Source organism: Halobacillus andaensis (genome assembly GCF_014636475.1).
In the GTDB taxonomy this organism is placed as follows: Bacteria; Bacillota; Bacilli; order Bacillales; family Halobacillaceae; genus Halobacillus_A; species Halobacillus_A andaensis.
In genome coordinates, this window is the sequence record NZ_BMEL01000004.1 from 562,404 (window position 1) to 588,224 (window position 25,821).

Consider the following 25,821-nt stretch of genomic DNA (forward strand, 5'->3'; position numbering starts at 1 on the left):
TCTTGGAATGCGACTCTTTTTCCTGCCCCTTTCTCCACACAAAAGTAATAAAACCATGGATCACAACCTTTATTTGAAATATTGTTTCTCTAAACTTTCTACTTGATCTAACGCCAGTTTATTAAATTCTGTTTCACGACGATTTAACTTTTCTTTTAATTGGTCTACTGCTTTCTTTAAGGACTCGGTATACTCTGGAACAGGCTGACCGCCAAGCGGTTCCACTGCTTTTTTATGAATGTTCGCTTTTTCTAAATAACTTAACGCTTTTCTTTGATGAAAAAAGACCTCATCTGTCTGTCCTGGATTGTGCAGGTCTCCTTGCATAGGATGCTTATCAACTGCTAAGATTTTGACTAAATAAGCATGAGGGCGTTCTTCTATATACTCTCCTATATAGATGCCGGTTTTATAATGTGCTTTTACTGTATCACCTGGTTGTAAATGAGTCATAAGATATTTCCTCCTTTTCGCTATTGTAACAGAGAGCGGTATTTGTGATAAAATAGTGAAATCCATTCTCTCTTATAGTAAATCTGTTATAATAATGATCGAAAGGTAGTGGTTGTTATGATGGAATTTTTATATTTTCCAACTGATAAATCAGAGTACATACCAGCTGTCCTTATGTTAGCAGTTTTTATTCTCTTGGCAGGCATAACGATGTACTTTATTATTAAAGCTTCACGTAAAGAAGAGAAGAAGACGGAAAATTTCTCTGCTTCTCAGACAGAACATCCTACAAAGCATCATCATTAAACAAGACCAGGATAAGATTTGTCCAAGTCTTGTTTTTTTTGTTATAAAGTTTATCGGTTATGGAAAAACTAACCACTATATTGTCTGTTGAAAGGACGTTTTATCATGAAACAGTGGTTAGGAATGGTAAGCTTACTTTTATTAATTGCATGTAATGATAATAGCCGTTCTCCCCTTGAAACACCAATTTATAATCAAGAGGGTGATCGAATTGGGAGTGCTACATTTAGAGAGCAGGCTGAGGGAGTAGAGGTAAAAGTAACAGTAGAGGGTCTTGAACCCGGAGTACATGGTATTCATGTCCATGAACGACCAGAATGTAAAGGTCCTGATTTTAAAAGTGCAGGAAATCACTTTAACCCGAAAAATGCGGATCATGGTTTAATGAATGAAAATGGAGCTCATATAGGAGATCTCCCTAATATAGAAGCTGGGGGAGATGGAACCGTGGATGTTGAACTCATGCTGCCAGAGGCTACACTTAAGGATGGTCAAACCTCTTTGTTAAGAGATGAAGGAACTTCATTAGTGATTCATAGTGAAGCAGATGATGGAATGAGTCAGCCTGCGGGTGATTCTGGAGAGAGAGTTGCATGTGCTGAGATTACTGTGGATGCGGATGATGATGAATCAAGTGATCCTACTGAATTAAACGAAAACCAGGAATAAAAACAACACCCTAGTTTAACTACTAGGATGTTGTTTTTTGATGCACAGCAGTTATTATCCGGTTGACTCCTTCTTCAACAATTTCACGTGGAGCAGCTAAATTCATTCTCATGAATCCTTCACCTTCTTCACCAAAGGACACACCATCATTTAAGCCCACTTTAGCTTGCTTCTGCATAAATGATTTTAGTTCAGCTTGAGACAAGTTCATTAAACGGCAATCCATCCAAAGCAAGTAGGTTCCTTCCAGTGGTACGATTTGGATTTGATCAGAAATCCTTTGAAATTGTTCAATGGCAAAATCTCGATTTGTTTGTATCGTTTCAACCAGTTCTTCAAGCCATTCTTCGCCATTTAAATAAGCGCTTTCCATAGCGGTAAGGCCTAGAGTGTTCAGCATAAACATACCTTGCTGATCAAATTGTTTTTTAACTTTCTTTCTCTTATCTTCACATGGCGTAACTATATAAGAAGCTTGTAAGCCAGCTAAGTTAAATGTTTTCGTTGGAGAAAAACAGGTAAGGGTTTGATTGCTTAACTCATTATTCATGGATGCCATTGGAATGTGTTTATGGTTGTCCAATATAAGGTCTGCATGAATTTCATCTGAAACAATTAAAACATTATGTTTTAAGCAGATTTCTCCCATTTTAGATAACTCATCTTTCGTCCATACTCGACCAATTGGATTGTGAGGATTACATAAGATAAACATTTTCACATCGCCCTCAACAATTTGATGTTCAAAGTCCTCAAAGTCAATCGAATACGTCCCCTCATTATACAGGAGAGAATTAGTTACGACTTTACGCTCGTGATCCTTTATTACACTAAAAAAGGGAGGGTAGACAGGTGTTTGGATAAGAATCCCGTCATGTGTGTTTGTTAATGATTGGACGATCATGTGAAGACTTGGAATGACACCAGGACTGTAAGTAACCCAATCCTTTTGTATCTTCCATTGATGTCTCTTTTCAATCCAATTTGTAATGGAATGTTTAATCTCTTCGTCAGGCATGGTGTAACCAAATACGCCGTGATCTACTCTTTCTTTTAGTGAATCAATAACCGCTTGTGGAGCTTGAAAGTCCATATCAGCCACCCACATCGGTAAAATATCTTTATCTTGATAAAGCTCTTCAGCATAGTCCCATTTTACTGAACGTGTACCCTTTCGTGGGATTACAGTAGTAAATCGGCTCATTTCGCTATCCCTCCATTTGTTCATTCACACTTTTCATCATAACCAAAAAAGAAAGAGGAAAACAGTAATGTGATTCTTAATTTAGACAAAAAAAAGCAAAGCGATAAATCGCTTTGCTACACAGGGGGAATACGAGAAAGTCTTACGTTACTCAATATAGCCATTTTTTCATATCTTTAAACCTATTTTTTTATTTTTTTTCATCTTTTAAATCATAGAGTAGATTCATAGCTTTTAATACTTCATCTTCTGAGAAGTCTTGTGCTTTTCTAAGTAAAAGTTTAGTGCGTTTGATTCCTACTTGTTGTATTAAACGATGCAATTCCTCATCAACCTTATGTTCTTCTTCATCCTCCATCAGCTCGGAAGCTGGAATATCAAGGACAGTAGAAATCTTTAATAACGTATCAAGTTCAGGAACCCTTTGGTTTGATTCATAGGCTTCTAACGTGTGGACGCCAATTCTAGCTTTCAAAGCAAGTTCTTCTTTCGTCATTTCTTTGAGGTTGCGATACCTTTGGATATTTTCTCCTACAGCCATGTTTATCCCTCCTCATCTATACCCTAAGTATAGCATGAACGCTTCTTTTAAGTTGTGGAACTTTCATGAACTCTTTGCTTAAACACGAAAGATATGATAAAATCAATAATTGCGTGAAAAGAAACGAATAATTTATATCAGGAGTTGTATAGCATGTCAGATAAGTTTCAAGAAGGTCAAGTTTTAGAAGGTAAAGTTACAGGAATTCAGCCATATGGAGCATTTGTTGCTTTAGATGAGCAAGTTCAAGGTCTAGTTCACATTTCAGAAGTGACACACGGTTATGTAAAGGACATTAATGAGCATCTTACTGAAGGTGACGAAGTTCAAGTTAAAATCTTAAACATCGATGAAGAAAAGAATAAATATTCTCTTTCTATTCGTGCTACTCAGGAAGCGCCTAAACAAGAACAGCGTCGTCCTCGTAAGCCGGTAGCTGCTAAACAGCAGCAAGAAGATGCTTCTGCAGGTTTTAACACTCTTAAAGACAAACTGGAAGACTGGATCAAGCAGTCCGACGATCGCGAAAAATTCCGTAAATAACAAGAAAACCCGGCTGAATCGCCGGGTTCTTTTTATTTCTCAGTAGCATCAACTGTAGCATCATGGTATTCAGCGGCACGTGAGAAATAGATCGAAATGGCTATAAGTCCGCTAATTCCTACAAGTGTATAGATGACACGTGCAAAGGCTCCACTCTGCTCACCGCCGCCAAATAAACCAGCAACCAAGTCATATTGGAACAGTCCAATTAACCCCCAGTTAATCGCGCCAACGATAATTAAAAATAATGCAGTACGTTGTACCCAACTCATCATCATCCCTCCTTATTTTTTATTACATGCATAGCTTGAGCATTGCTTGAAAAATTATACATGACGCATTTCTTTTGAGTATCAGTTTGAGATAAGGGATAATGTGATAATGTAAGAATGATGCAGATAACAGGAAGGAGAATATGAAATGGATTCATTTACATTCCATAATCCGACGAAATTGATTTTTGGTAAGGATCAAGTACAGCAATTATCTGAACAACTACCTAAAAATACAAGCAAAGTGTTGCTTGTCTACGGTGGGGGAAGTATAAAGAAAAATGGTGTGTACGACCAGGTGATCGAGCAGCTGAATCAAGTTAACGCACAAGTATTTGAATTGGCAGGCGTAGAGCCGAATCCTCGTCTAACCACAGTAAGAAAAGGTGTCGACATATGTAAGAAGGAAGGCATTGACTTTCTTCTAGCCGTAGGTGGCGGAAGTGTTATTGATTGTACAAAAACAATTGCAGCCGGGGCTAAATATGAAGGGGATGCTTGGGAACTAGTTACTCGTCAATCCACTCCAGATGGTGCACTGCCATTTGGTACAGTATTGACACTTGCGGCTACAGGGTCAGAGATGAATGGCGGAGCTGTTATCACAAACTGGGAGACCAACGAAAAGTATGGTTGGGGTTACGCACCTTACACGTATCCATCCTTCTCTATTTTAGACCCGCAGAACACGATTTCTGTACCGCGTAATCAGACGATTTATGGGATAGTGGATATGATGAGTCATTTACTTGAACAATATTTCCATAATAACACTCAATCCCCTATACAAGACGAGATGATTGAAGGAGTCTTGCGCACAGTTATCGATACAGCACCTAAACTTCTAGATAATCTAGAGTCTTATGAACACCGTGAAACCATCCTTTATGCAGGAACCATTGCGTTAAACGGTATGCTGCAAATGGGCTATCGAGGAGACTGGGCCACTCATAACATTGAACATGCGGTTTCAGCGGTTTATGATATTCCCCACGCCGGCGGATTAGCAATTTTATTCCCGAATTGGATGAAGCATAACCTTGATGTTAATGTAGATCGCTTTGCTCGTCTTGCTGTTAAGGTTTTCCGTGTTAGTGAAGAAGGAAAGAGTGATCGCGAAGTTGCAGAACAAGGTATAGAAGAACTCCAAAACTTCTGGGCTTCTTTAGGAGCTCCTCAAACTTTAGCGGATTATGATATTGGAGACGATCAATTTGATGTTATCGTAAACCGAGCGATGAAACGAGGAGCATTTGGAAACTTCAATAAGCTCGAAGACCAAGACGTAGAAAAAATATTGGAACTTTCCAAGTAAGGAAAAGGGCACAATTTTGTGCCCTTTTTTTAAATGAATGCGGTTACAGTGATAACCTTACTTGATTTGAGGGTGAGGTTTCGATAAAGTAAAGTTGATTTAGTAAAAAAAGAAGTTGGAGGAATCATTAATGACACATGTGCGATTTGATTATGAAAAAGCATTGCCATTCTTTGGAGAACATGAACTTGAATATATGCAAGATGCAGTAACTTTAGCTCATAATGCCTTACATGAAAAAACAGGAGCAGGTAATGATTTTCTTGGTTGGTTAGACCTTCCGAAAAATTATGATCGTGAAGAATTTGGAAGGATCCAAAAATCTGCTGAAAAAATTAAAGCAGACTCTGATGTACTGCTTGTCATTGGAATAGGCGGTTCATACTTAGGTGCTCGTGCAGCTATTGAAATGTTAAATCATAGTTTCTACAATGAACTTTCTTCAGAGCAACGCAAAACTCCTCAAGTATTCTTTGTGGGCAATAGCATTAGTGCTCCTTATTTAAATGACTTATTCGACTTGCTAGATGGAAAAGACGTTTCTGTTAATGTCATTTCAAAAAGTGGTACGACAACAGAGCCAGCTATTGCATTCCGCGCCTTCCGTAAGTTTCTTGAAGAAAAGTACGGCCAAGAGGAAGCACAAAAGCGCATTTATGCAACGACTGATAAAGAAAAAGGTGCTCTAAAGACGTTAGCAGATGAGCAAGGGTATGAATCCTTTGTTGTGCCTGATGATGTAGGAGGACGTTATTCTGTTTTAACAGCTGTAGGGCTACTGCCTATTGCTGTAAGTGGGGTGAACATCGAAGAGATGATGGCAGGAGCACAAAAAGCTCGTCAAGAGTTAAGCTCTGCCAAACTATCTGAAAACCCAGCTTATCAGTATGCAGCTGTCCGCAATGTCTTATACAGTAAAGGTAATACCATTGAAATGATGATTAATTATGAACCTTCCTTGCAGTACTTCTCTGAATGGTGGAAGCAGCTGTTTGGTGAAAGCGAAGGAAAAGATCAAAAAGGAATTTACCCTTCTTCAGCGAACTTCTCAACGGATCTACATTCGTTGGGTCAGTATGTACAAGACGGCCGTCGTGATTTATTTGAAACTGTGTTGCATGTGGAAACCCCTAAATCTGACTATACGATTGAAGAAGATGAGCAGAATTTAGACGGTTTAAATTACTTGGCTGGTCAAACAGTTGATTACGTGAATGAAAAAGCGTACCAAGGTACCATGTTAGCTCATACAGATGGACAGGTTCCTAACTTGATCGTTCATCTACCTAAATTAGATGCTTACACATTTGGGTATCTTGTCTACTTCTTTGAGAAAGCCTGCGCAGTAAGCGGCTATCTTCTTGGAGTTAATCCATTTGATCAACCAGGAGTTGAAGCTTACAAAAAGAACATGTTTGCTCTCTTGGGAAAACCAGGATTTGAAAAAGAAAAAGAAGAACTAGAAAAGCGTTTATAATTATAGTGAAAACCACCTCCATTTATTGGTTAATCGGAGGTGGTTTTTTTGGGTAAACTAAGCTCTAAAGGAGGGATAGTAATGATTACTTTAGAGTCAGATTTAACTAATAAGTTTTTTGTGTATCACGAAATGGAACAAGCACTTGGTCCAATTGGATTTAAGCTTGCGGACAACTGGGATTACGATCATGGTTATTTTGATTATATGATTGGTGACCAAGATGGATACCTTTTCTTACGACTTCCGGTAGAAGTGATGGGAGGATTCATGGATTCTCCAGATGAGTCAACAATGGTGAAAGTGAAAAATCCATTCTTACTTTATCATCAATATCAAGATGGTCTTGATGATCACGTAAGAGAAGGAAACTTCAGAGCTTCATTTGATCAGTTCCAAGAACCTAAGAATAAAGATGCCGAGTTCCCGCAAGAATATGTCGAGGCAGGTAAACAAGCGCTGAAAGAAGCTGAGCAAGCCTTACGTACGCAGCGGAATAAGTAAAATTAACGTATGGATGTCAGCTAAAGGCAGTGACGGCTCCAATATAAAATGTGGGGTTTGATTATATCGATACCCAATAACAACAGAACCTTTTTCTAAATAAAAGGTAACAGCATCTTCAACAAGCTGATCCTGCAATTCTGTTGGCACGGTTTCCTCATGAAACTGTCTAGAAGTTAAAAGATCTAACAATAGTTGAAAAGGCTCTCCTGGATCCGTATGGAAGAGTTCATGATAAAATAAACTGCTCATAAAATCGTTTGAGCGAACGACACGGTCGGCACCTGCTCGCTCAGCATTTATTTTCTGTTTATCGGTTAAAACCTCAGCAATAATAAACAATTGAGAGTTGTGCCCTTTTAAAGAGACGACTTGGTGAATGACAGATTGATCAGCCGCATGCTCTGCTTTAGAAGGGTCAGCTGTCACTATTGCCGTTTTAGCCTCTTTAACATTAGCTTTATCAAGTGTTTCTTCCATTGTGGCGTCTCCATGAATAAAATGAACATTTGAATGGTTCTCGTAAAGCTGTTTCATCGTACGATCAATAAGAACGATGTATTCATGGCATTTGTTTTCTGTCATCATTTCAATTAATTGGCGGGTACGTTCATTCCAGCCTATAAGGATAATGTGTTCTTTTCCTTTAAAATCTACTTTTCCCCTTGATAAGTTACGTTCGTGCTGAACAGTGGCCGCTGAAAGAGTGGCCATATAAAAGGTCACCAATCCTCCGCCTGTAAGTATAAGAAAAATGGCTGTGATTTTTCCTGCTGTGCTTAAAGGCACATAGTCTCCGTACCCTACGGTCGCCCCTGTAACAAATGCCCACCATATCCCATCAAAAAGAGTAGGGAAATTATTAGGCTCAATCGTATGAATGATAATTCCAAAAAATATCATGAAAACAATTACTGTACTAAAAAGTCTTATAAACAAAGGGAGTTGAAAATATAAACGCATCCAGTGCTGCATAGAATAGCTCCTCTTTTTTTAGTTAGTATGGCTTTTCGTGTAAATCTTCAAACATAAAAAAGCCCCCCCTAGAAGGGAGAGGCTCTTTTAGTGAGTTCGACTTGTTAATGCATTTTTTAGATCTTGATACACATAATACCTAAAGTCTTCATTGTCTCTAAATGCTTTCGTTATAAATTGATACATTTCTTTTTGTTTATCTGCAAATTGGGACTCTTCTTTGCTTGGAAGTGAAGATGTGGCATTTTCGATAAATTGCTGAATTTCTGGAGCTCGAGGCCCCCAATTTAATACTTCCTCTCCCTCTTGATCGATGATAATAATTTTAGGAATGGCTCTTGACTGCTCATTTGTTAAATATTGATCCATGAGGTCCAGGTTTTCGTCTCTCGCTAAAAATTGAGTATTAATCCTGCCAACTTCAGCAATTCTTAAGAAGATGGGTATATTCAGCATGGCATCTCCACACCAGTCTTCTGTTAATATAATCGCTCGCCATTTTTTTCCTCTTAAGTTTGCAAAAAGCGGCTCATCTTCCGTTGGAATTTTGAAATGTTCGTAAATATAAATAAAGCCCTCTTGGTGCTGTTTCATTGAATCAACATATTCTTGGGCACTTAAACCTTTTGAATACCAATCGTTTAAAACCATTACAATTCCTCCTCATAAACTACATCCTTTTACCCGTTCCCCAAATATAGAATGCTTAAGCACCTTTTGTGATTTACTGGGTACCCATACTGCACAGGGATAAACAGGTCAGGGTAACCTCCTCGCTTTCCGCCGGGAAGGTACACCAATAGAAATAGCACCAACAGAGCCGTATTTTTAAAGAGAGAGTGTTATAATTTATAATAAATGAATGGAGGAATTACATATGGATCACAAAGAACAAGATTTTTTATTAGAGCTATTAGATACCCCATCTCCCTCAAGTATGGAGATGACTATACAGAAGCGATGGATTAAAGAGATGAAGCCTTACGCAGATGAGGTTCGCACCGATCACGCAGGGAATGCCATTGCTATTCTAAACCCAGAAGCTGAATTCAAAGTTTTACTTGCGGGTCATTGTGATGAAATAGCATTAGTCATTAACCGAATAGATGATCAGGGATTTTTATACTTTGATAAGATGGGTGGCATTAATCCTAAAGCGGCCGTAGGGATGAAAGTAAAGGTTTTAGGAGAGAAGAAACAATTCAGTGGCGTCATCGGGGTAAATGCCCAGCATCATGGGGGTCTTAAAGGCGACTTCGGATTAGATGATCTGTTTATTGATTGTGGTGCCAAAACAAAAGAAGAAATAGAAAACGATATACAAATTGGTGATTTAGCAGTTTATAAACGGGAACCCGAAGTGATGATGGATCGATTCATTACTGGGAGAGGGCTAGATAACAGAACTGGGCAATTTATTGTTGGAGAGGTGGTTCGTAAGCTTTCCAACAAAAATATAAAGGTTGGTTTATATGCAGCCAGTACTGTGAATGAGGAAACGAACATGGGAGGAGCTTATTTCGCAGCTGCCGGGGTAGAACCCACTATGGCATTAGCGTGCGATGTTACATTTGCTACTGATTATCCAGGCGTTAATAAAAATAAACACGGAGATGTAAGGCTGGAAGGTGGTCCAGTGTTAGCGAAGGGGGCGCCTATTAATCGCAAGATCAACCAAATGCTCGAAGCCAGTGCTAAAGCGTTAAGTATAAATGTGCAGTATGAGTTAACTTCTCGTGCAACAGGAACAGATGCTGATCGCATGCGGTTGACAGGAAAAGGGGTTCCCGTCAGTTTAGTTTCCCTTCCTTTACGTTACATGCATTCTCCTGTGGAAACAGCCAGCATAAAAGATATTGACCAAGAAATTGAATTGCTTGTTCACATGATTGAGAATATGACAGGAAATGAAAGTTTAAACCCGTTAGATGATTAAAATTAAACAAAAATGGAGCCCTATTTAGGGCTCCTCAGCTTGTAGAGAATTTTAAAAGAGTGTAAAATTCCTTGCGTTAGAGAGTGTGAAGGGTTTGAGGAAACGACTCCTTTTCCGCGGGCGAATGGTGTGCCTCCTCGGGCTTTATCAGCCCTCCGGGGTCACACCTTATTCACATTTCCCGCAGGAGTCTCGCCGTTTCCTCAAACCCTTTTTCGAAATAGATCACTGGCAAAATCATTTACTCAAGCTGTGCCCTTATGAAAACAGCGTTTGCAAAAGGGCATTCACATTACGAGGGTTTCAAGATTCCATTCGGGTCAAAGGAATGGAAAAAGTGCCGACTCCTGCGGGACGAGCAGACAGGAGAAGCCCCGCAGGTCGCAGACCGAGGAGATTTTCCGTCTTGCCCCGCGGAAAGCGGCGCTTTTTCCTGTTCCTTTCTCCATACTTATATGAAGTACATCTTAGCTTTTTCGACAGACTGAGGAGCCCTAAATAGGGCTCCTTTTAAAATGCAGTCATGCTTGGGTTAAGCATATAAAAGGTGAAAGCTAAAAATGTGGCAAATGTACTCCATGCTATATAAGGGATAAATAGTAAGCTGCTTAATCGACTGATTTTATTCAATAAAAGACCGACCCAGATAGCAGTTATCGCTACAAGTACACAATCAATGGAAGCTAATAATAGGTCTTTTTGAGTGAATTGGAAGTAACTAAATAATTGATTACATACATAATTTAATATAAAAGCTAACCATAAAGATTTAGGGAGATTTTTGAACCCTTTTTTATAAATTACATAAGAGACGGCTAGCGATATGAAAGCAAATAAAATCGCCCATACGATTCCTATCGTGCCACCCGTTGGTGTCCAAGAGGGTTTCTTGAGTTGATCGTACCAACTCTGGTCAATTGGAAATAAGAAACCTGCTAACGAAAAACTAATATAAATGATGATGAAACTAAGAATGGCGGGTGCGAATTTTTTAACCATAGTAATAAGAAGAGCGGATTAGCGCCGCTCTTCTTCTACCTCTTCTACTTTTAATCGTGCTGTTGGCATAGCTTCTAAGCGTTCAACAGGGATAGGTTCACCTGATTTTTCACTCTGTCCAAACGTACCGTCTTCAATACGTTGAAGAGCATCATTGATCTCCATTAATTTTTCTTTGGATTGTTCATATAAAGTTTGGTCTTTCTCTCGTTCATGCTGTACCGTTCCAAGGTCTCCGGGGTGATCGGAGACGCTTGATAACTCTCCCTCATAATCACTAGAAGAAGTATCTTGTTCTTCAACATATTGATCAATGTCTTTCTCTGTTTCTTTTTTCATTTCTTCCAGCTGTTTCTTAAACTTTGATAATTGTTGCTCTGTAAGCATTTGTTCGCTCTCCTTTCATTACGTTAGGAGTTTTTTAAAGGAACTACCCCCACAGTACAACGAGAAATAGAAATTAAATCGTTTTTTTCATCTGCGATTTTTATTTCCCACACCATCGTACGCTTTCCAATGTGAAAAGGCTCAGCTGTACCATAAACATATCCCGTTTGAATGCTCTTTATATGGTTAGCGTTAATTTCGATTCCAAAAACCTGGTGGGTCTTAGGATTAATATTTAAAAAACCCGCTATACTTGCAGCGGATTCTGCCAGAGCCACAGTGGCTCCGCCGTGTAAATATCCCATTGGCTGGTGTGTTCGCTCGTCCACCGGCATTTTAAGAATCACTTTGTCGGGGGCAGCTTCTACAACTTCTATACCTAACGTTTCCATTAATGTATTTTTCATTGATACATCCATTTTTAATCATTCCTTTTTATTATTCCCTTGATGAACAGTGTCAAACCTAATGAAAAAGGATGGTTTGACAACCATCCTATGTTAGAGTGAAACCGGCAAATACAAATGAAGGAGCAACGATAACCCTAGTAAGATGCCAAAAATCGTATTTGTTTGAGCGGTGGCCTTCATGGCTGGCATCATTTCGATAGGCTGCTTTTTGTGAAGAAATCCTTTTACAGAAGCAATGGCCTTTTTTAAGCTTAAGAACGTAATGATGGACCAGATAGGTAAAATTCCTAAAAATATTAGAATAAGTGTTAATCCATAAGCAATAGCATACAACGTAGTTAAAAAGCGAATGGAACCTTCGTGACCAAAAAGAATGGCTAAGGTGTGGCGCCCGTTCTCGGCATCTCCTACACGGTCTCTTATATTATTTGCCAACAAGATGGCACCGATTAAAATGGCAACCGGGACAGAAATGATAAGGACCTTCGGATGAAGAGCCAGGGTTTGGATGTAGTAACTGATTCCAATAATAACGGTTCCCATAAATATCCCTGCCGTTAGTTCGCCAAAAGGGGTATAAGCTATAGGGTATGGTCCCCCAGTATAGAGGTATCCGAATATCATACAAATAACACCAATAAATGCAATCCACCAACTGGAAGAAGCGCAAATATAAACACCTAATAAAGTGGCCGCTCCAAGGAAACTATAAGCTAGGGACTTTACCTTTTTTGGGCTTATCCCATCCCGTACAATAGCACCTCCTATTCCAACAGATTGATCATTATCAAGTCCTCGAACATAGTCAAAGTATTCATTGAACATGTTTGTTGCGGCTTGAATTAAAATTGAGGCAAGCAGCATAGCTGCAAATAAACCTATATGCATAGACCCTTCTAAAGCGGCAAGCATTGAACCTATAAAAACAGGAACAAATGCTGCGGTAAGTGTGTGTGGGCGTAATAGACGCCACCAAACTTGAAACCCATCCCGCTCGTTTAAGGAAGTTTTTACGTCTTGATTAGGTACCGTGCTCATGGAGTTCCTCTCCCTTATTAAATAATATCAACTTAAGTTTAGGGAAACGGTCCCCAAGTGTCAATCGTTGTAAGAATATGCTAGAAAAAGTGAGGATTCCTTGAGTCCTGGAGAGAAAGAGAATAAAATAGAAGAGGGTCTGTTTAATCTTAGACAAAGACCGATTAAATGTAGCGTCCCTATTTGGGATGGGAGGAATTTTCATGCTTCATACAAAAATACCTCAGATCGAAGAGATCGTAGAGGAAGCAATAAATCAGGCTTCACTAAGTGGGGAGCCCCAATTTATAAGTATCGTAAATCAAATTGATTATACAGATAGTATTGCTTTTTTAGATCGAGCCAGCCAAATCGACCAACACCGCTTATTCTGGCGAAGCGCGGATGAAGAGTTCACCTTAGTAGGGGTTGGTTCTACGAAAAAAATACTGTCCTCAAACGCGCATCGTTTTAACGAGATAGAGGCAGTTTGGAACGAGATACAGCAAAAAGCTAATGTATACGATATACTCCATGAAAAAGGGACAGGACTTGTTTCCATTGGAGGTTTTAGTTTTGATACTGAACAGGAGAATGGTAAACCTTGGGAAGGGTTTCCTGATAGTCAAATGACGATCCCTATGTATTTATTAACTAATAAAAGTGATCAGTCATTTTTAACGACTAACATTCTTATTTTAAAGGAAGATCACAAACAACAGATCGTACATCAAATACGTCGTGATCATGAACAACTGTTGTTTGGAGAAAGGCAGGAATTAAAATTACCGACTTGTATCGGTAGAAGCGATGTAGAGCCGGACGAGTGGAAAGCAATCGTGGAACAGGCGACGTCTGATATAAAAGATAAAGAACTTGAAAAGGTAGTTCTAGCTAGGGAAGTAAGGATAACGTTCAGTGAAGATGTCGAGCTTGCTGCTGTGATCGAAAGACTTTGTGAAACACAAATGAACAGTTATATTTTTACATTTGAAAGTGGTGGTGACTACTTTGTTGGTGCTACTCCAGAAAGGTTAGCAAAAGTGGACAATCAAGAACTTGTATCTACTTGTTTAGCTGGTACCATTCCGCGTGGGCAGGATGTAGACGAGGATAGGGAGCTTGGAGAACAGTTATTAAATGATCCAAAAAATCGTCAAGAGCATGAATTTGTTGTTCAAATGATTCGAGAAGCAGTAGAGGCGTGTTGTTATAATGTCACTATCCCAGAAGAACCAATTGTTTATCCCCTGAGAAATTTACAGCACTTATATACACCTGTTACAGCTACGTTAGAAAAAGGATATACGTTGTTAGATGTTGTGGCCCGCCTACACCCTACGCCGGCTTTAGGCGGTTTGCCTCAACAAACATCTGTTGACTATATTCGAAAACGTGAAGTATTAAACCGAGGATGGTATGCTGGCCCTATTGGCTGGTTCGATGGAAAGAACAATGGTGAATTTGCTGTTGCGATTCGTTCTGCCTTATTACAGAAAAAAGCAGCTTCACTTTTTGCCGGCTGTGGCGTTGTAGAAGATTCTGATCCTGATGCAGAATTCGCAGAGACGGGGGTCAAGTTAAAACCGATGTTATCAGCTTTAGGAGGATACTAATGGAACACACCGCAACCCTTACCAGATATATCACACAGTTTGTAGATCAACTCAGTTACTCCGGTGTAGAAGATGTAGTGATATCCCCGGGATCACGCTCTACTCCTTTGGCGATGACTTTTCGTGAACATGGAACAATCAAACACTGGATGAACCTGGATGAACGATCTGCTGCTTTTTTTGCTTTAGGAATTGCTAAAGATAAACAAAAACCAGTTGCTTTAGTCTGTACCTCTGGAACGGCTGCTGCTAATTATTACCCTGCTATAGTTGAGGCATACTATAGCAGGGTTCCTTTGCTTGTGTTTACAGCCGATCGACCTCATGAACTGAGGGATGTAGGTGCTCCTCAATCCATAGAACAGTCTCACATGTACGGAAACTATGTAAAATGGTTTCATGATTTAGCTTTACCAGAGGATCGGCTGCTTCCGTATGTAAGAAAGCAAGCGTCACGTGCTGTTCATGAAAGCACATCAGGGCACGCAGGTCCGGTTCACTTGAATATTCCTTTGAGAGAACCTCTCGTCCCTGACTTTTCCACTCCCGGCTGTTGGAGAGGAGAGATCCCTCCTGTGCCTGTTATGATCAATGGAAGCGCAACTTTAAATGATGAGCAAATCCGTTTGTTTAAAGAGAGGCTATTGAGCGGTCAAAAGGGGTTAATTGTATGCGGACCTCAATCAAACGGGCAGTTACCGTATTATATTGCACAGTTGGCATCTAAAGCAGGGTTACCTATTTTAGCTGACCCTTTATCACAATTACGTGCAGGCGAACATGATAAAAGAAACGTAATTGAAAGCTATGATGCTCTGTTAAGGTCAGAAGCGTTTAAAGATCATCATATACCCGACTATATTATTAGGTTTGGGGCTATGCCTATATCAAAAGCATATTTAAAGTGGATTCAGAAACATAGTCAAGACGTTGAACATTTTGTCGTTGATGAATATGCCAGTCACCGGGAGCCTTCAGGCGTTCCAACCACGTTTGTGTTCTCTCATCCAGCAGAGTTTTGCGAGCAGATCGGAAAAGAAATTGGAGAAGATGGAAAAGAAACTGAGTGGTTATCAGAATGGAAAAGTTTAAATGTCGAAGCCAAGAAAATTATGCTTGCCAGTCCTGAACCAGCTTTAAATGAAGGGCACGCTGTCGTTTATTTATCAGAAGCTATTCCAGAAGAGTCTAATCTCTTTGTAGGAAACAGCATGCCTGTTCGGGAAGTAGACAACTTCTTTGCAGCATCTCCGAAAAAAATTAATATTATGGCCAATCGCGGGGCAAATGGAATTGATGGAGTAGTGTCTACAGCTTTAGGTGCAGCGGCTCATGGGAAAAATACAACCTTATTGTTGGGGGATTTATCCTTCTTTCATGACTTAAACGGCTTATTAATAGCGAAACAGAAAAAAATAAACATAACCATTGTGGTGATCAACAACGACGGCGGCGGGATATTTTCTTACTTACCGCAGGCTTCAAATAGTGAGCATTTTGAAGAACTATTTGGTACTCCGATTGGTGTTGATTTTGAAAAAGTCGTTTCTATGTACGAAGGTAGTCATCGCAGGGCGATAAATTGGGAGAGCTATAAAGAAGCTCTCAGACTTAGTTATAAAGAAGAAGGACTTTCTGTTGTAGAAGTCATGACTGATCGAGACAGCCACGTAGCTTTTCACCAATCAAGGTGGAGTGAAGTAGCTGACTTAATAGAAGGGTGGAAGTGTTAAGTCATGTATGTGTCGACTGGCCCGCGCAAGTATTGGATAGAAGAAAAAGGTGCTGGACCACCTCTCTTTTTGTTACATGGGTTTACAGGAAGTTCTTTTACCTTTAAAAAAATTAAAGCTGCACTTTCCTCTTCTTTTCGAATGATTTCAATGGATATGCCTGGGCATGGAAAAACTGGAGAGACAGGTCCTATTTCTATGGAGGAGTTCTCAGCCGACTTAAAAGCGTTGATTACGCAATTTGGTTATTCAAAGGTTCATCTGCTTGGCTACTCCATGGGAGGACGTGCTGCCCTCTCCTTTGCTATGCTCCATCCTCAACATGTGGAGACATTAATGCTTGAAAGCTCGTCCCCTGGATTAGTAACGGTAGAAGAGCAGGTGGCTCGCCAATCTAAAGATCAACATCATATTGAACAGCTGCTACAGAAAGGGATACCCTCTTTTGTTGATTACTGGGAAGCCCTCCCTTTATTTAAAACACAAAACCGTTTACCTGAAAAAGAACGGATTGAAATCAGAGAAGAACGATTAAGTCACACCGCTCAGGGACTAGCCGAATCTCTAGAAGGAATGGGTACAGGAAAACAGCCTTCATGGTGGAAGCAGCTTCCTAATTTAAATAAAAAAGTATTGTTAATTACTGGAGAAAAAGACGAGAAGTTTGTTAAACTCAACCAAAAGATGCATGATCTTCTGCCTGTGAGCGAGTTAGTTAAAGTGAAAGGCGCAGGACATGCCGTGCATGTAGAAGATCCAAGAACTTTCGCTAAAATTGTAGAAGAATTCATGCTATAATTAATGTGGATTATAACGGGTAAGACCCGGATAGAGTGAATAAGGAGGCTTTTATTATGAAGTACGATTGGGTTTCAGAACGAGAATATGAAGACATTCTTTATCAAACGTTTGAAGGGATCGCAAGAATAACAATAAATCGTCCAGAGGTGCGGAACGCATTTCGTCCAAAGACAGTCCAAGAGCTAATTGATGCATTTGCATATGCACGCGACGATTCAAATATTGGTGTCATTGTATTAGCAGGTGCTGGGGATGACGCATTTTGCTCAGGAGGAGATCAAAGTGTGAGAGGACACGGTGGTTATGTAGGTGATGATCACATTCCTCGTTTGAATGTATTAGACTTACAGCGCTTAATTCGTGTAATTCCTAAGCCGGTTGTTGCTGAAGTATCAGGATATGCTATTGGTGGTGGACACGTACTACATATCGTGTGCGATTTAACCATTGCAGCGGATAATGCAATCTTCGGACAAACAGGACCTAAAGTGGGTAGTTTCGATGCTGGATATGGCGCAGGGTTACTAGCTCGTATTGTTGGTCATAAGAAGGCGCGCGAAATTTGGTATTTATGCCGTCAATACAGTGCTAAAGAAGCATTAGATATGGGTCTCGTCAATACGGTCGTACCATTAGATCAATTAGAAGACGAAATCGTACAATGGGGAAGAGAGATGTTGGAGAAATCGCCAACAGCGCTACGTTTCCTTAAAGCTTCCTTTAATGCGGATACAGATGGTTTAGCTGGCCTGCAGCAAATGGGCGGGGATGCGACCTTACTGTATTATACAACTGAAGAAGCGAAGGAAGGCCGCGACTCGTTTAAGGAAAAACGTAAGCCCGACTTTAAACAGTTTCCTCGTTTCCCATAATATATAATCGTTATAAGGTTCAAAAGGGCTTTCCCGGTGAGGGAGAGCCCTTTGTTTAGGTCAATCATTAATTGCAAGGAAAGAAGGAAATCGCATGATCGAAATCCCGCATTGGTTAGAAAAACAATATGATTTACAGCCTGATTCTATTGCGATAGAAATGGAAGGGGACCGATCGATAACATTTAAAGAATTAAGGGACTATAGTCGAAAGCTTGCGAGTGGTTTACTAAACCGCGGCATAAAATCCGGTGATCATGTGGCTTTTTTATCAGCAAATCACCTTGACTATGTCTTGTTTATACATGCTATAAGCTATGTCGGAGCTGTAGCGGTATGCTTAAATATAAGGTTATCGGCAAGTGAGTTAGCTTTTCAAATTGAAGATTCAAATTCCTGTAGTCTTGTGGTCGATGAACAAAATAAAATGTTAGGCGAACAATCAATGGATGAAAGTCAAGCAGACATTGATCTATTAATGGTAGAACAGCTAACCACTAGCGAAGAAAAGATAGAGGTTAGAGAAACGCTGCGGTTAGATGAATATTTTACCATGATGTATACCTCGGGAACGACTGGAAAACCTAAAGCCGTTATGCACACTTATGGAAACCATTGGTTTAGTGCGATCGCTTCTGCATTAAATCTTGGTTTAACAGATAAAGATAAATGGTTGGTATGCTTACCTTTATTTCACGTGGGTGGTTTTTCCTTATTAATGAAAAATGTTATATACGGTATGCCAATTATATTATTGGATAAATTTGATGCTGAAGTCGTCAATCGCAAGATCACTCATCATCAAGTTTCTTTAGTATCTGTCGTGACAGTGATGCTGCAAAGGCTGTTAAAAGATAAAAAACAAGCGTATCCCAGCACGTTTAGAGGTGCGTTGTTAGGTGGAGGTCCTGTTCCCGCGCCATTATTAAGAGAAGCCTTTGAATCGAATATCTCGGTTTTTCAAACGTATGGAATGACAGAAACGAGCTCTCAAATATCAACCCTGCGTCCAAGTGACGCTTTTCAAAAGTTAGGATCGGCAGGAAAAGCTCTCACACCTGCAAGCTTAAAAATACGATCTGGAGGAAAACCTTGCGCTCCTAATGAAATAGGTGAAATTCATGTAAAAGGTCCGATGGTTTCAAGTGGTTACTATCGTCATTCCTCTCATGAGAATGAATATTTGGCTACAGGTGACTTAGGGTATGTGGATGAAGACGGGTTTTTGTATGTCATTGATCGAGTGAAAGATATGTTGATTTCAGGCGGTGAGAATGTTTATCCCGCTGAGATTGAGAGTGTTCTTTTAGAGGTTGACGGGGTGCAAGAAGCTGCTGTAACCGGTATCGAACATCCAGAATGGGGGGAAGTGCCCATTGCATTTGTAGTAACCCGTAACGGTTATTCGGTAACGGAAGGACAGATCCAGAAATATTGTAAGAAGCGATTAGCTGGATTTAAAGTACCGGTTTCTATTAAATTCATAGAAGAAATTCCGAGAAATGCCTCCAACAAAATTGTAAGAAGAAAATTGCATTCACTCATAGAAAAGGGAGAGAACCGTGAACATAAGTAAATTAACTTTAAATGAAATCACAATCCCTTTAAAAGCTCCCTTTCAAACACATAGTGGAAAGTTATCGGATCGGTCAGTCATTATAATTTCGATTGAGGACACAAATGGAATCATAGGCTATGGAGAGGTTACTGCGTTTTCCATCCCTTTTTATACTTCTGAAACCATTCATACAGCTTGGCACATTCTTAAAGATATTTGTATTCCTTCTCTTAACTTTGAGAAGATGACGCACCCGAGTGAGTTTTCTAAGGATATTTCTTTTATAAAAGGAAATCAAATGGCTAAGGCGGGAGTAGAGGGAGCTTTATGGGATTTATATGCAAAGCAGTTAAATTTAAGCCTTTCTAAGATGATTGGAGGGGTGCAGAAGAACGTAAAAGCGGGGGCAGTACTAAGTTTAACAAGTCATTTGTCAACAGATGTTGCCCAATTGCAAGAATCAGGGTATGAGCGTTTTAAGTTGAAGGTTGAAAAGGGGAAAGAAGAAGAAACTATTTCCTATGTTAGGGATCGTTATCCAGATTTACCCCTAATGATTGACGCGAATGGTATGTACAATGCAGAGGATATCCCACGGTTAAAACGCCTGGAGCAATATGACTTAGAAATGATTGAGCAGCCATTTAGAACGGGCGATTTTTATTTGCATCAACAGCTGCAGCAGGAAGTCACTACACCGATTTGTTTAGATGAATCAATCCAAAGCTATCAAGATGCTGTGCAAGCCATTGCTATGGATTGTTGTCGCTCGATTAATATAAAAATAAGCCGGGTAGGCGGCTTAACGGAAGCTATTCGAATTCATGATTATTGTAAGGAACATCAGATTCCGGTGTGGTGTGGGGGGATGGTGGAGACAGGCGTTTCCAAAGCTCACAATGTTGCGTTAGCCTCCTTAAGCAATTTTACAATACCCGGAGACTTATCTCACTCTACGCGTTATTTAGAGGAGGATATTATCCAGCCTTATATTAAAGTAAAACAAGGCAGAATTGAAGTGCCTAAAGAGGCGGGCATTGGATACGAGGTTAATAGGGCAGCTGTGGCTCGATTAACTAATAGACAATGGAACTTTTATGTGAATTAAACGAATAAAATGAGGTGGCGTTTTGGGATCATTACGAAAACATGAAGAACAATTTCTTCATGAGCATTTTAGATATTTTCTAGAGGTTGAAGACGAAGTGTTTGAATCGATAAATGGCGAACGTCTAAAGACGAAAACTGGTGTCCAGCAGACGATTGATTACATCCACGCTTATATGAAATCAGAATTTCTGCTGACTTCAGCTTCCATTCTTTCAAAAAGGTACAGCTATTACATTGCAACTGTTCCTATAGCTATGATGACTCTTTTTAATAAAAGTCCTAACATGAAATTGGAAAATATAAAGCTTGTTCGAACGAATGAAGAGCAAAAATGGTTTCCGAAACTGGATCTTATCTCTAAAGAAGTGAGTGAACCAGGAGAACTTAACCGGAACAAATGGCTGCGTAATGAGCTAACGAACCTTTTCACCCAGCACGTACGACCTTTATTCCTGCATATTAATCAGTTAACTCGACTTTCAATGGACGTAATGTGGGAAAATATAGCGATATATATGTTTCGTTTTTATGAAAGAGAATTGGTCCAATGGTATGATCGTGAGACAGTAAGAAAACTTCAGGAAGATTTTTATCTTATTGTGGAGCAGCTCCCAGGAGAGGCTTTTGGAGAAAAAACAAATCCTTTCACTTATTTTATAAAACAGCCTGTGCTGGAAACAGGAGCTCGGCAAAGAAAGTGCTGTTGCCTCTCTTATAAGCTTTATGAAGACAGTAATTATTGTAAAGTTTGTCCGCATTTACACAATCAGTAATTTTACGTTATAAAAGTCTCATTTTTGCTAAACCTACAGTAAAGGAGGCTTATGATAATGGATAAAAAACCGTATTATGTAAATATTGGGACTCGGGAGATATCGATTAATCATGATGCTAATAATGATGTTTTCGTTATTTATGCAGATGAAGAGGACTTATTATTATTAAGAGAAGTATTTGATGAAATGTACAATTCTGACACAAGATCTTTTTTTAGAGCTCACGTTCCTTTTGACCCTTACCATAGAGATCAATCCAATGATGAATTCGATGAAGGGATGAAGTCAGCTTTTCGTATGATCTATGATCTCGGAGATGAAAAAACGAAACAACATATCTCATCGATGGGTGTGTTGGAGGATTTGAATAATAATGAAACGCCGCTTCAAGATTGAAGCGGCTTAGATTTTTTATTGAGGGGTGTTTCCGGAGTCTGGTAAATCTTCTGCTTGTTCAATGACCTCACTTGGAATCTCAATTTCACCCACTTCATTAAAATTGCTATAACTTCCGCTCATTGTTTGATGGATAGAGGTTTCTTCACCTTCCATATTCATGGTAAAGTTCATTTCCGCATCCAATTGTTTAGGATAATAACTCTCTTTATCTACTTCAAACGTGTAATTTACTTGTTCAACTGTTAATCCCTCTAAAGCATCTTCCGGCATGGTACCTTCCGGGAACATCTCCTCGACCGATTCTTCAATTAAGGCCTGGACGTTTTCCCCTTCTGAGCTAAAAGAAAGGAGGTACGAATTTTCTTTTTCTTCTAAGTTGAATTCATCTACGTATTCTTCGAGGTTTTCTAGCTGATTTCCAGGGGACTGTTCTTCTGAACTAATCTGATTCAGTTGATCAACGAGCTCTTCAGGGGCTTTATACCAGTTTTCTTCTCCAGGAACTGTCATATACATGCCATCTTCCGTATAATACTGTTCCATGGATTGGCCCATGAATTCAACGGTTTGATAAAAAGCGACTGGATCCATTTGCATATCGGAATTCATAGTTGTCTGTAAAGGAATTCCATCAGGTATTCCTTCCTCGGAGTCTTCAGATTCTACGTTCATCTTTTGAGTCATTTCCATTTCCATAGAGAAGCTGTCTAACTCTTCAGAAGCTGCGGCCGATTTCTTAAAAACTTCTTTTGCTTTCTCTCCTTCTGCACTCGAACAAGCAGAAACAATAAGGAGAAGGCTGAATGCAGCCAATGTAATCATACTATTTTTCATCAGGATCCTCCTTTAAATGATGCTATGAATAAATACGATTGACCAGCGGAAAGGTTTCAAATATGTGAAATTTTGTGTAACATAAGTGTAATATTCACTATTGTTTTTAATCAGTAGTGCTTATGATACGATTTAATGCAGAAGTACATAACTAGATATTAAAGGCAGATGATCTAACGTGAAAACTTTTTATGATTATTACAGGAATCAAGTGAAACTCTCTTTTGAGGATCACCCATTCTCAACTGCGCCTAAGCATGTTTGGGTTATTTGCCGATTTAAGAACCAGTGGCTTCTTACAAAGCATAAAGATAGAGGTCTAGAATTTCCTGGCGGCAAAGTCGAAAAAGGAGAAGGAGCTAAAGATGCAGCTGTGCGCGAAGTAAAAGAAGAAACGGGGGCCGAGGTGGAGAACCTGTACTATATTGGGCAGTATTATGTAGCAGGTAAAGGCGGCACCATTGTTAAAAATGTCTACTACGCGACGATTTCAGAACTTATTGAGCAGCCTCATTACTACGAAACAGAGGGCCCTATATTGCTTGATCATTTACCAGAAAGCATAAAAAGCAACGCTCTTTATAGCTTCATGATGAAGGATGAAGTTTTAACTGAGTGCTTAAAAGTCATCAAAAATAAATATAAGGACTCTCATTAAAAAAACCGTGCAACTAATGCACGGTTTTTTCTATATATTGAGGAAATGAGGAAACAATAATTATTCTTTGCCGTAATTCGGCCCTGCATTAGCAATCTCAGAACTTGCATGCTTAAACTTCTTAAAATTCTCATGGAATTGATTGGCTAGTTCATGAGCTTTTTCATCGTATGCTTTAGGATCATCCCACGTTTTCCTTGGAATTAATACTTCATCAGGTACTCCTGGACAATGAACAGGAATGTTTAAACCGAATACAGGATCCGTATACGTGTCAGCGGAATTTAATTCACCTTCGAGTGCAGCGTGAATCATCGCTCGTGTGTAGGTAAGTTTCATTCGCTGACCTTCTCCGTAAGGACCACCCGTCCATCCAGTATTTACTAAATACACGTCAGAATTAAACTGGTCTATTTTTTCTCCGAGCATTTCTGCGTAAACAGAAGGAGCTAATGGAAGAAAAGGGGATCCGAAACAAGCGGAGAACGTTGCCTGTGGGGAAGTTACCCCCCGTTCTGTACCTGCCAACTTGCTAGTATAGCCACTCAGAAAATGGTACATCGCTTGTTCTTTCGTTAACTTACTTATAGGGGGCAGCACGCCTGTTGCATCAGCCGTAAGGAAAACGATCGCATTTGGATGACCCGCCACACTTGGAACAACGGTGTTTTTAATATGGTGGAGCGGATAGGCGGCTCTCGTATTTTCGGTTAACGTTGTGTTGTCATAATCAGGCTGGTGTGATCCTTCTTGTAAAATAACATTCTCCAATACAGCGCCAAAATGAATAGCATCAAAAATTTGAGGTTCTTTCTCATAAGAAAGGTTGATGCATTTTGCATAGCAGCCACCTTCTATATTAGAGATCCCGTAATTCGACCAGGCATGTTCGTCATCTCCAATTAGTTTACGATCTGGATCTGCCGATAAAGTTGTTTTTCCCGTTCCTGAAAGCCCAAAGAAAAGAGCGACATCTCCTTCTTTACCGACATTAGCTGAACAGTGCATAGAGAGAACGTTTTGTTTAGGTAATACATAGTTCATAACAGAAAAAATAGATTTTTTGATTTCACCGGCATATTCCGTTCCTCCGATGAGCACGACTCGGTGCTTAAAGGAAATCATGATGAAAGCTTCTGAGTTTGTACCATCTACCTCCGGATCAGCTTTGAAAGTTGGTGCAGAGATGACAGTAAATTCAGCATCATGGTGATCTAAATCGTTTTGGTCAGGACGAATAAACATTTGGTGAGCAAATAAGTTATGCCAGGCGAATTCATTTATCACTCGTAAAGGTAGGCGGTATCTTTCGTCTGCACCGGCAAAACCGTTAAATACAAAAAGTTCATCACGTTTTTTTAAATAGTCCAACACCTTATGATAAAGCTTTATAAAGGTGAGTTCGTCAATGGACTGATTGACTTTTCCCCAATTTACATTTTCGGCAGATTCTTCATCCTTAACAATAAATTTATCGTGTGGAGACCGACCGGTATATTCACCAGTAGTCGCTTGAACCGCTCCACTATTAGTCAGTGTGCCTTCATTACGTGAAAGTATTTTTTCTACTAGTTGTGGGACTGATAACTGGTGATGAACATTGGGTTCATTTAATAGTTGAGATAAATCAGACATCTGATTAATTGCGCTCATATGTGTCTACCCGCCTTTACTTTAAAGATTTAGTGCTACTTTGAGATAAAGTATAACACATTCAATTTATTAGTCCATACTATTAATTGAAATTGCTTTCTTTTTATTTTATTACTCATAGAGCTATAATGTTATTGAAGGGACGTGAAGTAATGAGCAAAGTGAAAACCGTTTATGTTGAAAACTGCTATTTGTGTCAACAGAGCAAAAGGGCATTTGAACTGTTGGATTGGTTTCACGTCTTACGATGGGAATCGCTGCAAAATTTTGAGGACATTTCTGAGTTTGAATCTTTTACCAGGGAGAGTTTAACGAAAGAAATTCATTTAGTGACTTCAGGAGGGAATACTCTTAAAGGCTATCAAGCAATAAGGTATTTATTTCTAAGAATGCCTCTAACTTTATACATAGGTCTCATGATCTCTATACCCGGAATATAAATAGGAAATCAAATTTATCAATGGCTCACTAAGAATCGTTATAAACTATTTAAAAAACGCTGCAAAAACGGATCCAGTTCCCTTTTATAAGGGGAAAACTAATTGACATGGTTACGGGATTTCGATACTATTAGTCCGAACGGATACTCTCTTATCCAGAGTGGTGGAGGGACAGGCCCAATGAAACCCGGCAACCCGTCAGTAATCTGACATGGTGCCAACCTGCAGCAAGGTCCCTATTTAAAGGAGATCTTGGACGATAAGAGCGAAAGGAATAAGCACCTTTCCTCTTTTAGAAGGAAGGGTTTTTCTTATGTGTACAGCGTACATCCTTTCATATAATAATTTATTTAACTATAAGAA

General features: G+C 39.5%; 29 protein-coding genes and 1 riboswitch. Of the genes, 17 read left to right on the forward strand and 12 right to left on the reverse strand.

Annotated elements, in window-relative coordinates:
- Positions 1-69 precede the first annotated feature (69 nt).
- Complete coding sequence (gene kapB, locus IEV27_RS17500) at positions 70-453, reverse strand: kinase-associated lipoprotein KapB (RefSeq protein ID WP_188378787.1); 384 nt, start codon at positions 451-453, stop codon at positions 70-72.
- A gap of 117 nt (positions 454-570) precedes the next feature.
- Between kapB and IEV27_RS17505 the strand changes: the two genes are divergently transcribed.
- Positions 571-759 (forward strand): hypothetical protein, encoded by a 189-nt coding sequence (locus tag IEV27_RS17505; protein WP_188378788.1) that lies wholly within the window; start codon positions 571-573, stop codon positions 757-759.
- 105 nt (positions 760-864) lie between these two features.
- The gene (locus tag IEV27_RS17510) at positions 865-1,428 is read left to right on the forward strand and encodes a superoxide dismutase family protein (RefSeq protein ID WP_188378789.1); all 564 of its coding nucleotides are present in this window, start codon (positions 865-867) and stop codon (positions 1,426-1,428) included.
- A gap of 22 nt (positions 1,429-1,450) precedes the next feature.
- On the opposite strand, the gene IEV27_RS17515 is transcribed toward IEV27_RS17510, so the two are convergent.
- On the reverse strand, positions 1,451-2,632 hold the full coding sequence (locus IEV27_RS17515) for a MalY/PatB family protein (protein WP_188378790.1): 1,182 nt from the start codon (positions 2,630-2,632) through the stop codon (positions 1,451-1,453).
- Between the two features lie 190 nt (positions 2,633-2,822).
- Entirely contained in the window at positions 2,823-3,173 is a 351-nt protein-coding gene (locus IEV27_RS17520) for a helix-turn-helix domain-containing protein (RefSeq protein WP_188378791.1), read from the reverse strand.
- 144 nt (positions 3,174-3,317) lie between these two features.
- Between IEV27_RS17520 and yugI the strand changes: the two genes are divergently transcribed.
- Positions 3,318-3,716 carry a S1 domain-containing post-transcriptional regulator GSP13 gene (yugI, locus tag IEV27_RS17525; protein WP_507762589.1) on the forward strand — a complete coding sequence of 133 codons (399 nt, stop codon included), beginning with the start codon at positions 3,318-3,320 and terminating at the stop codon, positions 3,714-3,716.
- Positions 3,717-3,748: 32 nt separating this feature from the next.
- Here the strand turns inward: yugI and IEV27_RS17530 are convergent, their stop codons facing one another.
- Complete coding sequence (locus IEV27_RS17530; protein ID WP_188378793.1) at positions 3,749-3,988, reverse strand: DUF378 domain-containing protein; 240 nt, start codon at positions 3,986-3,988, stop codon at positions 3,749-3,751.
- A 148-nt stretch (positions 3,989-4,136) separates the two neighbouring features.
- Here IEV27_RS17530 and IEV27_RS17535 point away from each other — a divergent pair, with 148 nt between their 5' ends.
- The 3 genes from IEV27_RS17535 to IEV27_RS17545 all read left to right on the forward strand — a co-directional run bounded on the left by IEV27_RS17535 (position 4,137) and on the right by IEV27_RS17545 (position 7,284).
- Positions 4,137-5,303: an iron-containing alcohol dehydrogenase gene (locus IEV27_RS17535; protein WP_188378794.1), complete on the forward strand. Its 1,167-nt coding sequence runs from the start codon at positions 4,137-4,139 to the stop codon at positions 5,301-5,303.
- 130 nt (positions 5,304-5,433) lie between these two features.
- Entirely contained in the window at positions 5,434-6,780 is a 1,347-nt protein-coding gene (locus IEV27_RS17540; RefSeq protein WP_188378795.1) for a glucose-6-phosphate isomerase, read from the forward strand.
- A gap of 81 nt (positions 6,781-6,861) precedes the next feature.
- Positions 6,862-7,284, forward strand: coding sequence for a YugN family protein (locus IEV27_RS17545; protein WP_188378796.1), 423 nt, complete (start codon positions 6,862-6,864; stop codon positions 7,282-7,284).
- Here IEV27_RS17545 and IEV27_RS17550 read toward each other — a convergent pair.
- Entirely contained in the window at positions 7,261-8,259 is a 999-nt protein-coding gene (locus IEV27_RS17550; RefSeq protein ID WP_188378797.1) for a potassium channel family protein, read from the reverse strand. The genes IEV27_RS17545 and IEV27_RS17550 overlap by 24 nt on opposite strands.
- Positions 8,260-8,346: 87 nt before the next feature.
- Positions 8,347-8,910 carry a thioredoxin family protein gene (locus IEV27_RS17555; protein WP_188378798.1) on the reverse strand — a complete coding sequence of 188 codons (564 nt, stop codon included), beginning with the start codon at positions 8,908-8,910 and terminating at the stop codon, positions 8,347-8,349.
- Positions 8,911-9,136: 226 nt separating this feature from the next.
- Here IEV27_RS17555 and IEV27_RS17560 point away from each other — a divergent pair, with 226 nt between their 5' ends.
- Positions 9,137-10,195, forward strand: coding sequence for a M20/M25/M40 family metallo-hydrolase (locus IEV27_RS17560; protein WP_188378799.1), 1,059 nt, complete (start codon positions 9,137-9,139; stop codon positions 10,193-10,195).
- A 510-nt stretch (positions 10,196-10,705) separates the two neighbouring features.
- Here IEV27_RS17560 and IEV27_RS17565 read toward each other — a convergent pair.
- The 4 genes from IEV27_RS17565 to IEV27_RS17580 all read right to left on the reverse strand — a co-directional run bounded on the left by IEV27_RS17565 (position 10,706) and on the right by IEV27_RS17580 (position 13,029).
- Positions 10,706-11,194 (reverse strand): TspO/MBR family protein, encoded by a 489-nt coding sequence (locus tag IEV27_RS17565; RefSeq protein ID WP_188378800.1) that lies wholly within the window; start codon positions 11,192-11,194, stop codon positions 10,706-10,708.
- 18 nt (positions 11,195-11,212) lie between these two features.
- The gene (locus tag IEV27_RS17570; protein WP_188378801.1) at positions 11,213-11,581 is read right to left on the reverse strand and encodes a TraR/DksA C4-type zinc finger protein; all 369 of its coding nucleotides are present in this window, start codon (positions 11,579-11,581) and stop codon (positions 11,213-11,215) included.
- Positions 11,582-11,604: 23 nt separating this feature from the next.
- Positions 11,605-12,000, reverse strand: coding sequence for a hotdog fold thioesterase (locus IEV27_RS17575; protein ID WP_188378802.1), 396 nt, complete (start codon positions 11,998-12,000; stop codon positions 11,605-11,607).
- 81 nt (positions 12,001-12,081) lie between these two features.
- Complete coding sequence (locus IEV27_RS17580; protein ID WP_188378803.1) at positions 12,082-13,029, reverse strand: 1,4-dihydroxy-2-naphthoate polyprenyltransferase; 948 nt, start codon at positions 13,027-13,029, stop codon at positions 12,082-12,084.
- 203 nt (positions 13,030-13,232) lie between these two features.
- Between IEV27_RS17580 and IEV27_RS17585 the strand changes: the two genes are divergently transcribed.
- From IEV27_RS17585 to IEV27_RS17620, 8 genes are all read left to right on the forward strand, one after another.
- Positions 13,233-14,624 carry an isochorismate synthase gene (locus tag IEV27_RS17585; RefSeq protein WP_188378804.1) on the forward strand — a complete coding sequence of 464 codons (1,392 nt, stop codon included), beginning with the start codon at positions 13,233-13,235 and terminating at the stop codon, positions 14,622-14,624.
- On the forward strand, positions 14,624-16,357 hold the full coding sequence (gene menD / locus IEV27_RS17590; protein ID WP_188378805.1) for a 2-succinyl-5-enolpyruvyl-6-hydroxy-3-cyclohexene-1-carboxylic-acid synthase: 1,734 nt from the start codon (positions 14,624-14,626) through the stop codon (positions 16,355-16,357). Before IEV27_RS17585 ends, menD begins: the two co-directional genes overlap by 1 nt.
- 3 nt (positions 16,358-16,360) lie before the next feature.
- Positions 16,361-17,155 (forward strand): 2-succinyl-6-hydroxy-2,4-cyclohexadiene-1-carboxylate synthase, encoded by a 795-nt coding sequence (menH, locus tag IEV27_RS17595; protein ID WP_188378806.1) that lies wholly within the window; start codon positions 16,361-16,363, stop codon positions 17,153-17,155.
- Between the two features lie 56 nt (positions 17,156-17,211).
- Positions 17,212-18,030 carry a 1,4-dihydroxy-2-naphthoyl-CoA synthase gene (menB, locus tag IEV27_RS17600; protein WP_188378807.1) on the forward strand — a complete coding sequence of 273 codons (819 nt, stop codon included), beginning with the start codon at positions 17,212-17,214 and terminating at the stop codon, positions 18,028-18,030.
- A gap of 94 nt (positions 18,031-18,124) precedes the next feature.
- The gene (locus IEV27_RS17605) at positions 18,125-19,606 is read left to right on the forward strand and encodes an o-succinylbenzoate--CoA ligase (RefSeq protein WP_188378808.1); all 1,482 of its coding nucleotides are present in this window, start codon (positions 18,125-18,127) and stop codon (positions 19,604-19,606) included.
- A complete protein-coding gene (gene menC, locus IEV27_RS17610) occupies positions 19,593-20,696 on the forward strand; it encodes an o-succinylbenzoate synthase (protein ID WP_188378809.1) in 1,104 nt (367 codons plus the stop codon). Before IEV27_RS17605 ends, menC begins: the two co-directional genes overlap by 14 nt.
- Positions 20,697-20,718: 22 nt before the next feature.
- Complete coding sequence (locus tag IEV27_RS17615; RefSeq protein ID WP_188378810.1) at positions 20,719-21,471, forward strand: IucA/IucC family C-terminal-domain containing protein; 753 nt, start codon at positions 20,719-20,721, stop codon at positions 21,469-21,471.
- A 57-nt stretch (positions 21,472-21,528) separates the two neighbouring features.
- Positions 21,529-21,870, forward strand: coding sequence for a hydrolase (locus IEV27_RS17620; protein ID WP_188378811.1), 342 nt, complete (start codon positions 21,529-21,531; stop codon positions 21,868-21,870).
- 15 nt (positions 21,871-21,885) lie between these two features.
- Here IEV27_RS17620 and IEV27_RS17625 read toward each other — a convergent pair whose 3' ends face one another.
- Positions 21,886-22,707, reverse strand: coding sequence for a DUF6612 family protein (locus tag IEV27_RS17625; RefSeq protein ID WP_188378812.1), 822 nt, complete (start codon positions 22,705-22,707; stop codon positions 21,886-21,888).
- Between the two features lie 178 nt (positions 22,708-22,885).
- On the opposite strand from IEV27_RS17625, the gene ytkD reads away from it, so the two are divergent.
- Entirely contained in the window at positions 22,886-23,365 is a 480-nt protein-coding gene (gene ytkD / locus IEV27_RS17630; RefSeq protein WP_188378813.1) for an RNA deprotection pyrophosphohydrolase, read from the forward strand.
- Between the two features lie 60 nt (positions 23,366-23,425).
- Here the strand turns inward: ytkD and pckA are convergent, their stop codons facing one another.
- The gene (pckA, locus tag IEV27_RS17635) at positions 23,426-25,018 is read right to left on the reverse strand and encodes a phosphoenolpyruvate carboxykinase (ATP) (RefSeq protein ID WP_188378814.1); all 1,593 of its coding nucleotides are present in this window, start codon (positions 25,016-25,018) and stop codon (positions 23,426-23,428) included.
- A gap of 152 nt (positions 25,019-25,170) precedes the next feature.
- On the opposite strand from pckA, the gene IEV27_RS17640 reads away from it, so the two are divergent.
- A complete protein-coding gene (locus IEV27_RS17640) occupies positions 25,171-25,458 on the forward strand; it encodes a DCC1-like thiol-disulfide oxidoreductase family protein (protein ID WP_188378815.1) in 288 nt (95 codons plus the stop codon).
- 148 nt (positions 25,459-25,606) lie between these two features.
- A riboswitch (SAM riboswitch) is annotated at positions 25,607-25,724 on the forward strand.
- The last annotated feature ends 97 nt before the right edge of the window (positions 25,725-25,821 follow it).

Excerpts from the sequence above, each read along its gene's own strand:
- kapB (WP_188378787.1), bottom strand. The coding sequence starts at position 453 with ATGACTCATTTACAACCAGGTGATACAGTAAAAGCACATTATAAAACC.
- IEV27_RS17505 (WP_188378788.1), top strand. The coding sequence starts at position 571 with ATGATGGAATTTTTATATTTTCCAACTGATAAATCAGAGTACATACCA.
- IEV27_RS17510 (WP_188378789.1), top strand. The coding sequence starts at position 865 with ATGAAACAGTGGTTAGGAATGGTAAGCTTACTTTTATTAATTGCATGT.
- IEV27_RS17515 (WP_188378790.1), bottom strand. The coding sequence starts at position 2,632 with ATGAGCCGATTTACTACTGTAATCCCACGAAAGGGTACACGTTCAGTA.
- IEV27_RS17520 (WP_188378791.1), bottom strand. The coding sequence starts at position 3,173 with ATGGCTGTAGGAGAAAATATCCAAAGGTATCGCAACCTCAAAGAAATG.
- IEV27_RS17530 (WP_188378793.1), bottom strand. The coding sequence starts at position 3,988 with ATGAGTTGGGTACAACGTACTGCATTATTTTTAATTATCGTTGGCGCG.
- IEV27_RS17535 (WP_188378794.1), top strand. The coding sequence starts at position 4,137 with ATGGATTCATTTACATTCCATAATCCGACGAAATTGATTTTTGGTAAG.
- IEV27_RS17540 (WP_188378795.1), top strand. The coding sequence starts at position 5,434 with ATGACACATGTGCGATTTGATTATGAAAAAGCATTGCCATTCTTTGGA.
- IEV27_RS17545 (WP_188378796.1), top strand. The coding sequence starts at position 6,862 with ATGATTACTTTAGAGTCAGATTTAACTAATAAGTTTTTTGTGTATCAC.
- IEV27_RS17550 (WP_188378797.1), bottom strand. The coding sequence starts at position 8,259 with ATGCAGCACTGGATGCGTTTATATTTTCAACTCCCTTTGTTTATAAGA.
- IEV27_RS17555 (WP_188378798.1), bottom strand. The coding sequence starts at position 8,910 with ATGGTTTTAAACGATTGGTATTCAAAAGGTTTAAGTGCCCAAGAATAT.
- IEV27_RS17560 (WP_188378799.1), top strand. The coding sequence starts at position 9,137 with ATGGATCACAAAGAACAAGATTTTTTATTAGAGCTATTAGATACCCCA.
- IEV27_RS17565 (WP_188378800.1), bottom strand. The coding sequence starts at position 11,194 with ATGGTTAAAAAATTCGCACCCGCCATTCTTAGTTTCATCATCATTTAT.
- IEV27_RS17570 (WP_188378801.1), bottom strand. The coding sequence starts at position 11,581 with ATGCTTACAGAGCAACAATTATCAAAGTTTAAGAAACAGCTGGAAGAA.
- IEV27_RS17575 (WP_188378802.1), bottom strand. The coding sequence starts at position 12,000 with ATGGATGTATCAATGAAAAATACATTAATGGAAACGTTAGGTATAGAA.
- IEV27_RS17580 (WP_188378803.1), bottom strand. The coding sequence starts at position 13,029 with ATGAGCACGGTACCTAATCAAGACGTAAAAACTTCCTTAAACGAGCGG.
- IEV27_RS17585 (WP_188378804.1), top strand. The coding sequence starts at position 13,233 with ATGCTTCATACAAAAATACCTCAGATCGAAGAGATCGTAGAGGAAGCA.
- menD (WP_188378805.1), top strand. The coding sequence starts at position 14,624 with ATGGAACACACCGCAACCCTTACCAGATATATCACACAGTTTGTAGAT.
- menH (WP_188378806.1), top strand. The coding sequence starts at position 16,361 with ATGTATGTGTCGACTGGCCCGCGCAAGTATTGGATAGAAGAAAAAGGT.
- menB (WP_188378807.1), top strand. The coding sequence starts at position 17,212 with ATGAAGTACGATTGGGTTTCAGAACGAGAATATGAAGACATTCTTTAT.
- IEV27_RS17605 (WP_188378808.1), top strand. The coding sequence starts at position 18,125 with ATGATCGAAATCCCGCATTGGTTAGAAAAACAATATGATTTACAGCCT.
- IEV27_RS17620 (WP_188378811.1), top strand. The coding sequence starts at position 21,529 with ATGGATAAAAAACCGTATTATGTAAATATTGGGACTCGGGAGATATCG.
- IEV27_RS17625 (WP_188378812.1), bottom strand. The coding sequence starts at position 22,707 with ATGAAAAATAGTATGATTACATTGGCTGCATTCAGCCTTCTCCTTATT.
- pckA (WP_188378814.1), bottom strand. The coding sequence starts at position 25,018 with ATGAGCGCAATTAATCAGATGTCTGATTTATCTCAACTATTAAATGAA.
- IEV27_RS17640 (WP_188378815.1), top strand. The coding sequence starts at position 25,171 with ATGAGCAAAGTGAAAACCGTTTATGTTGAAAACTGCTATTTGTGTCAA.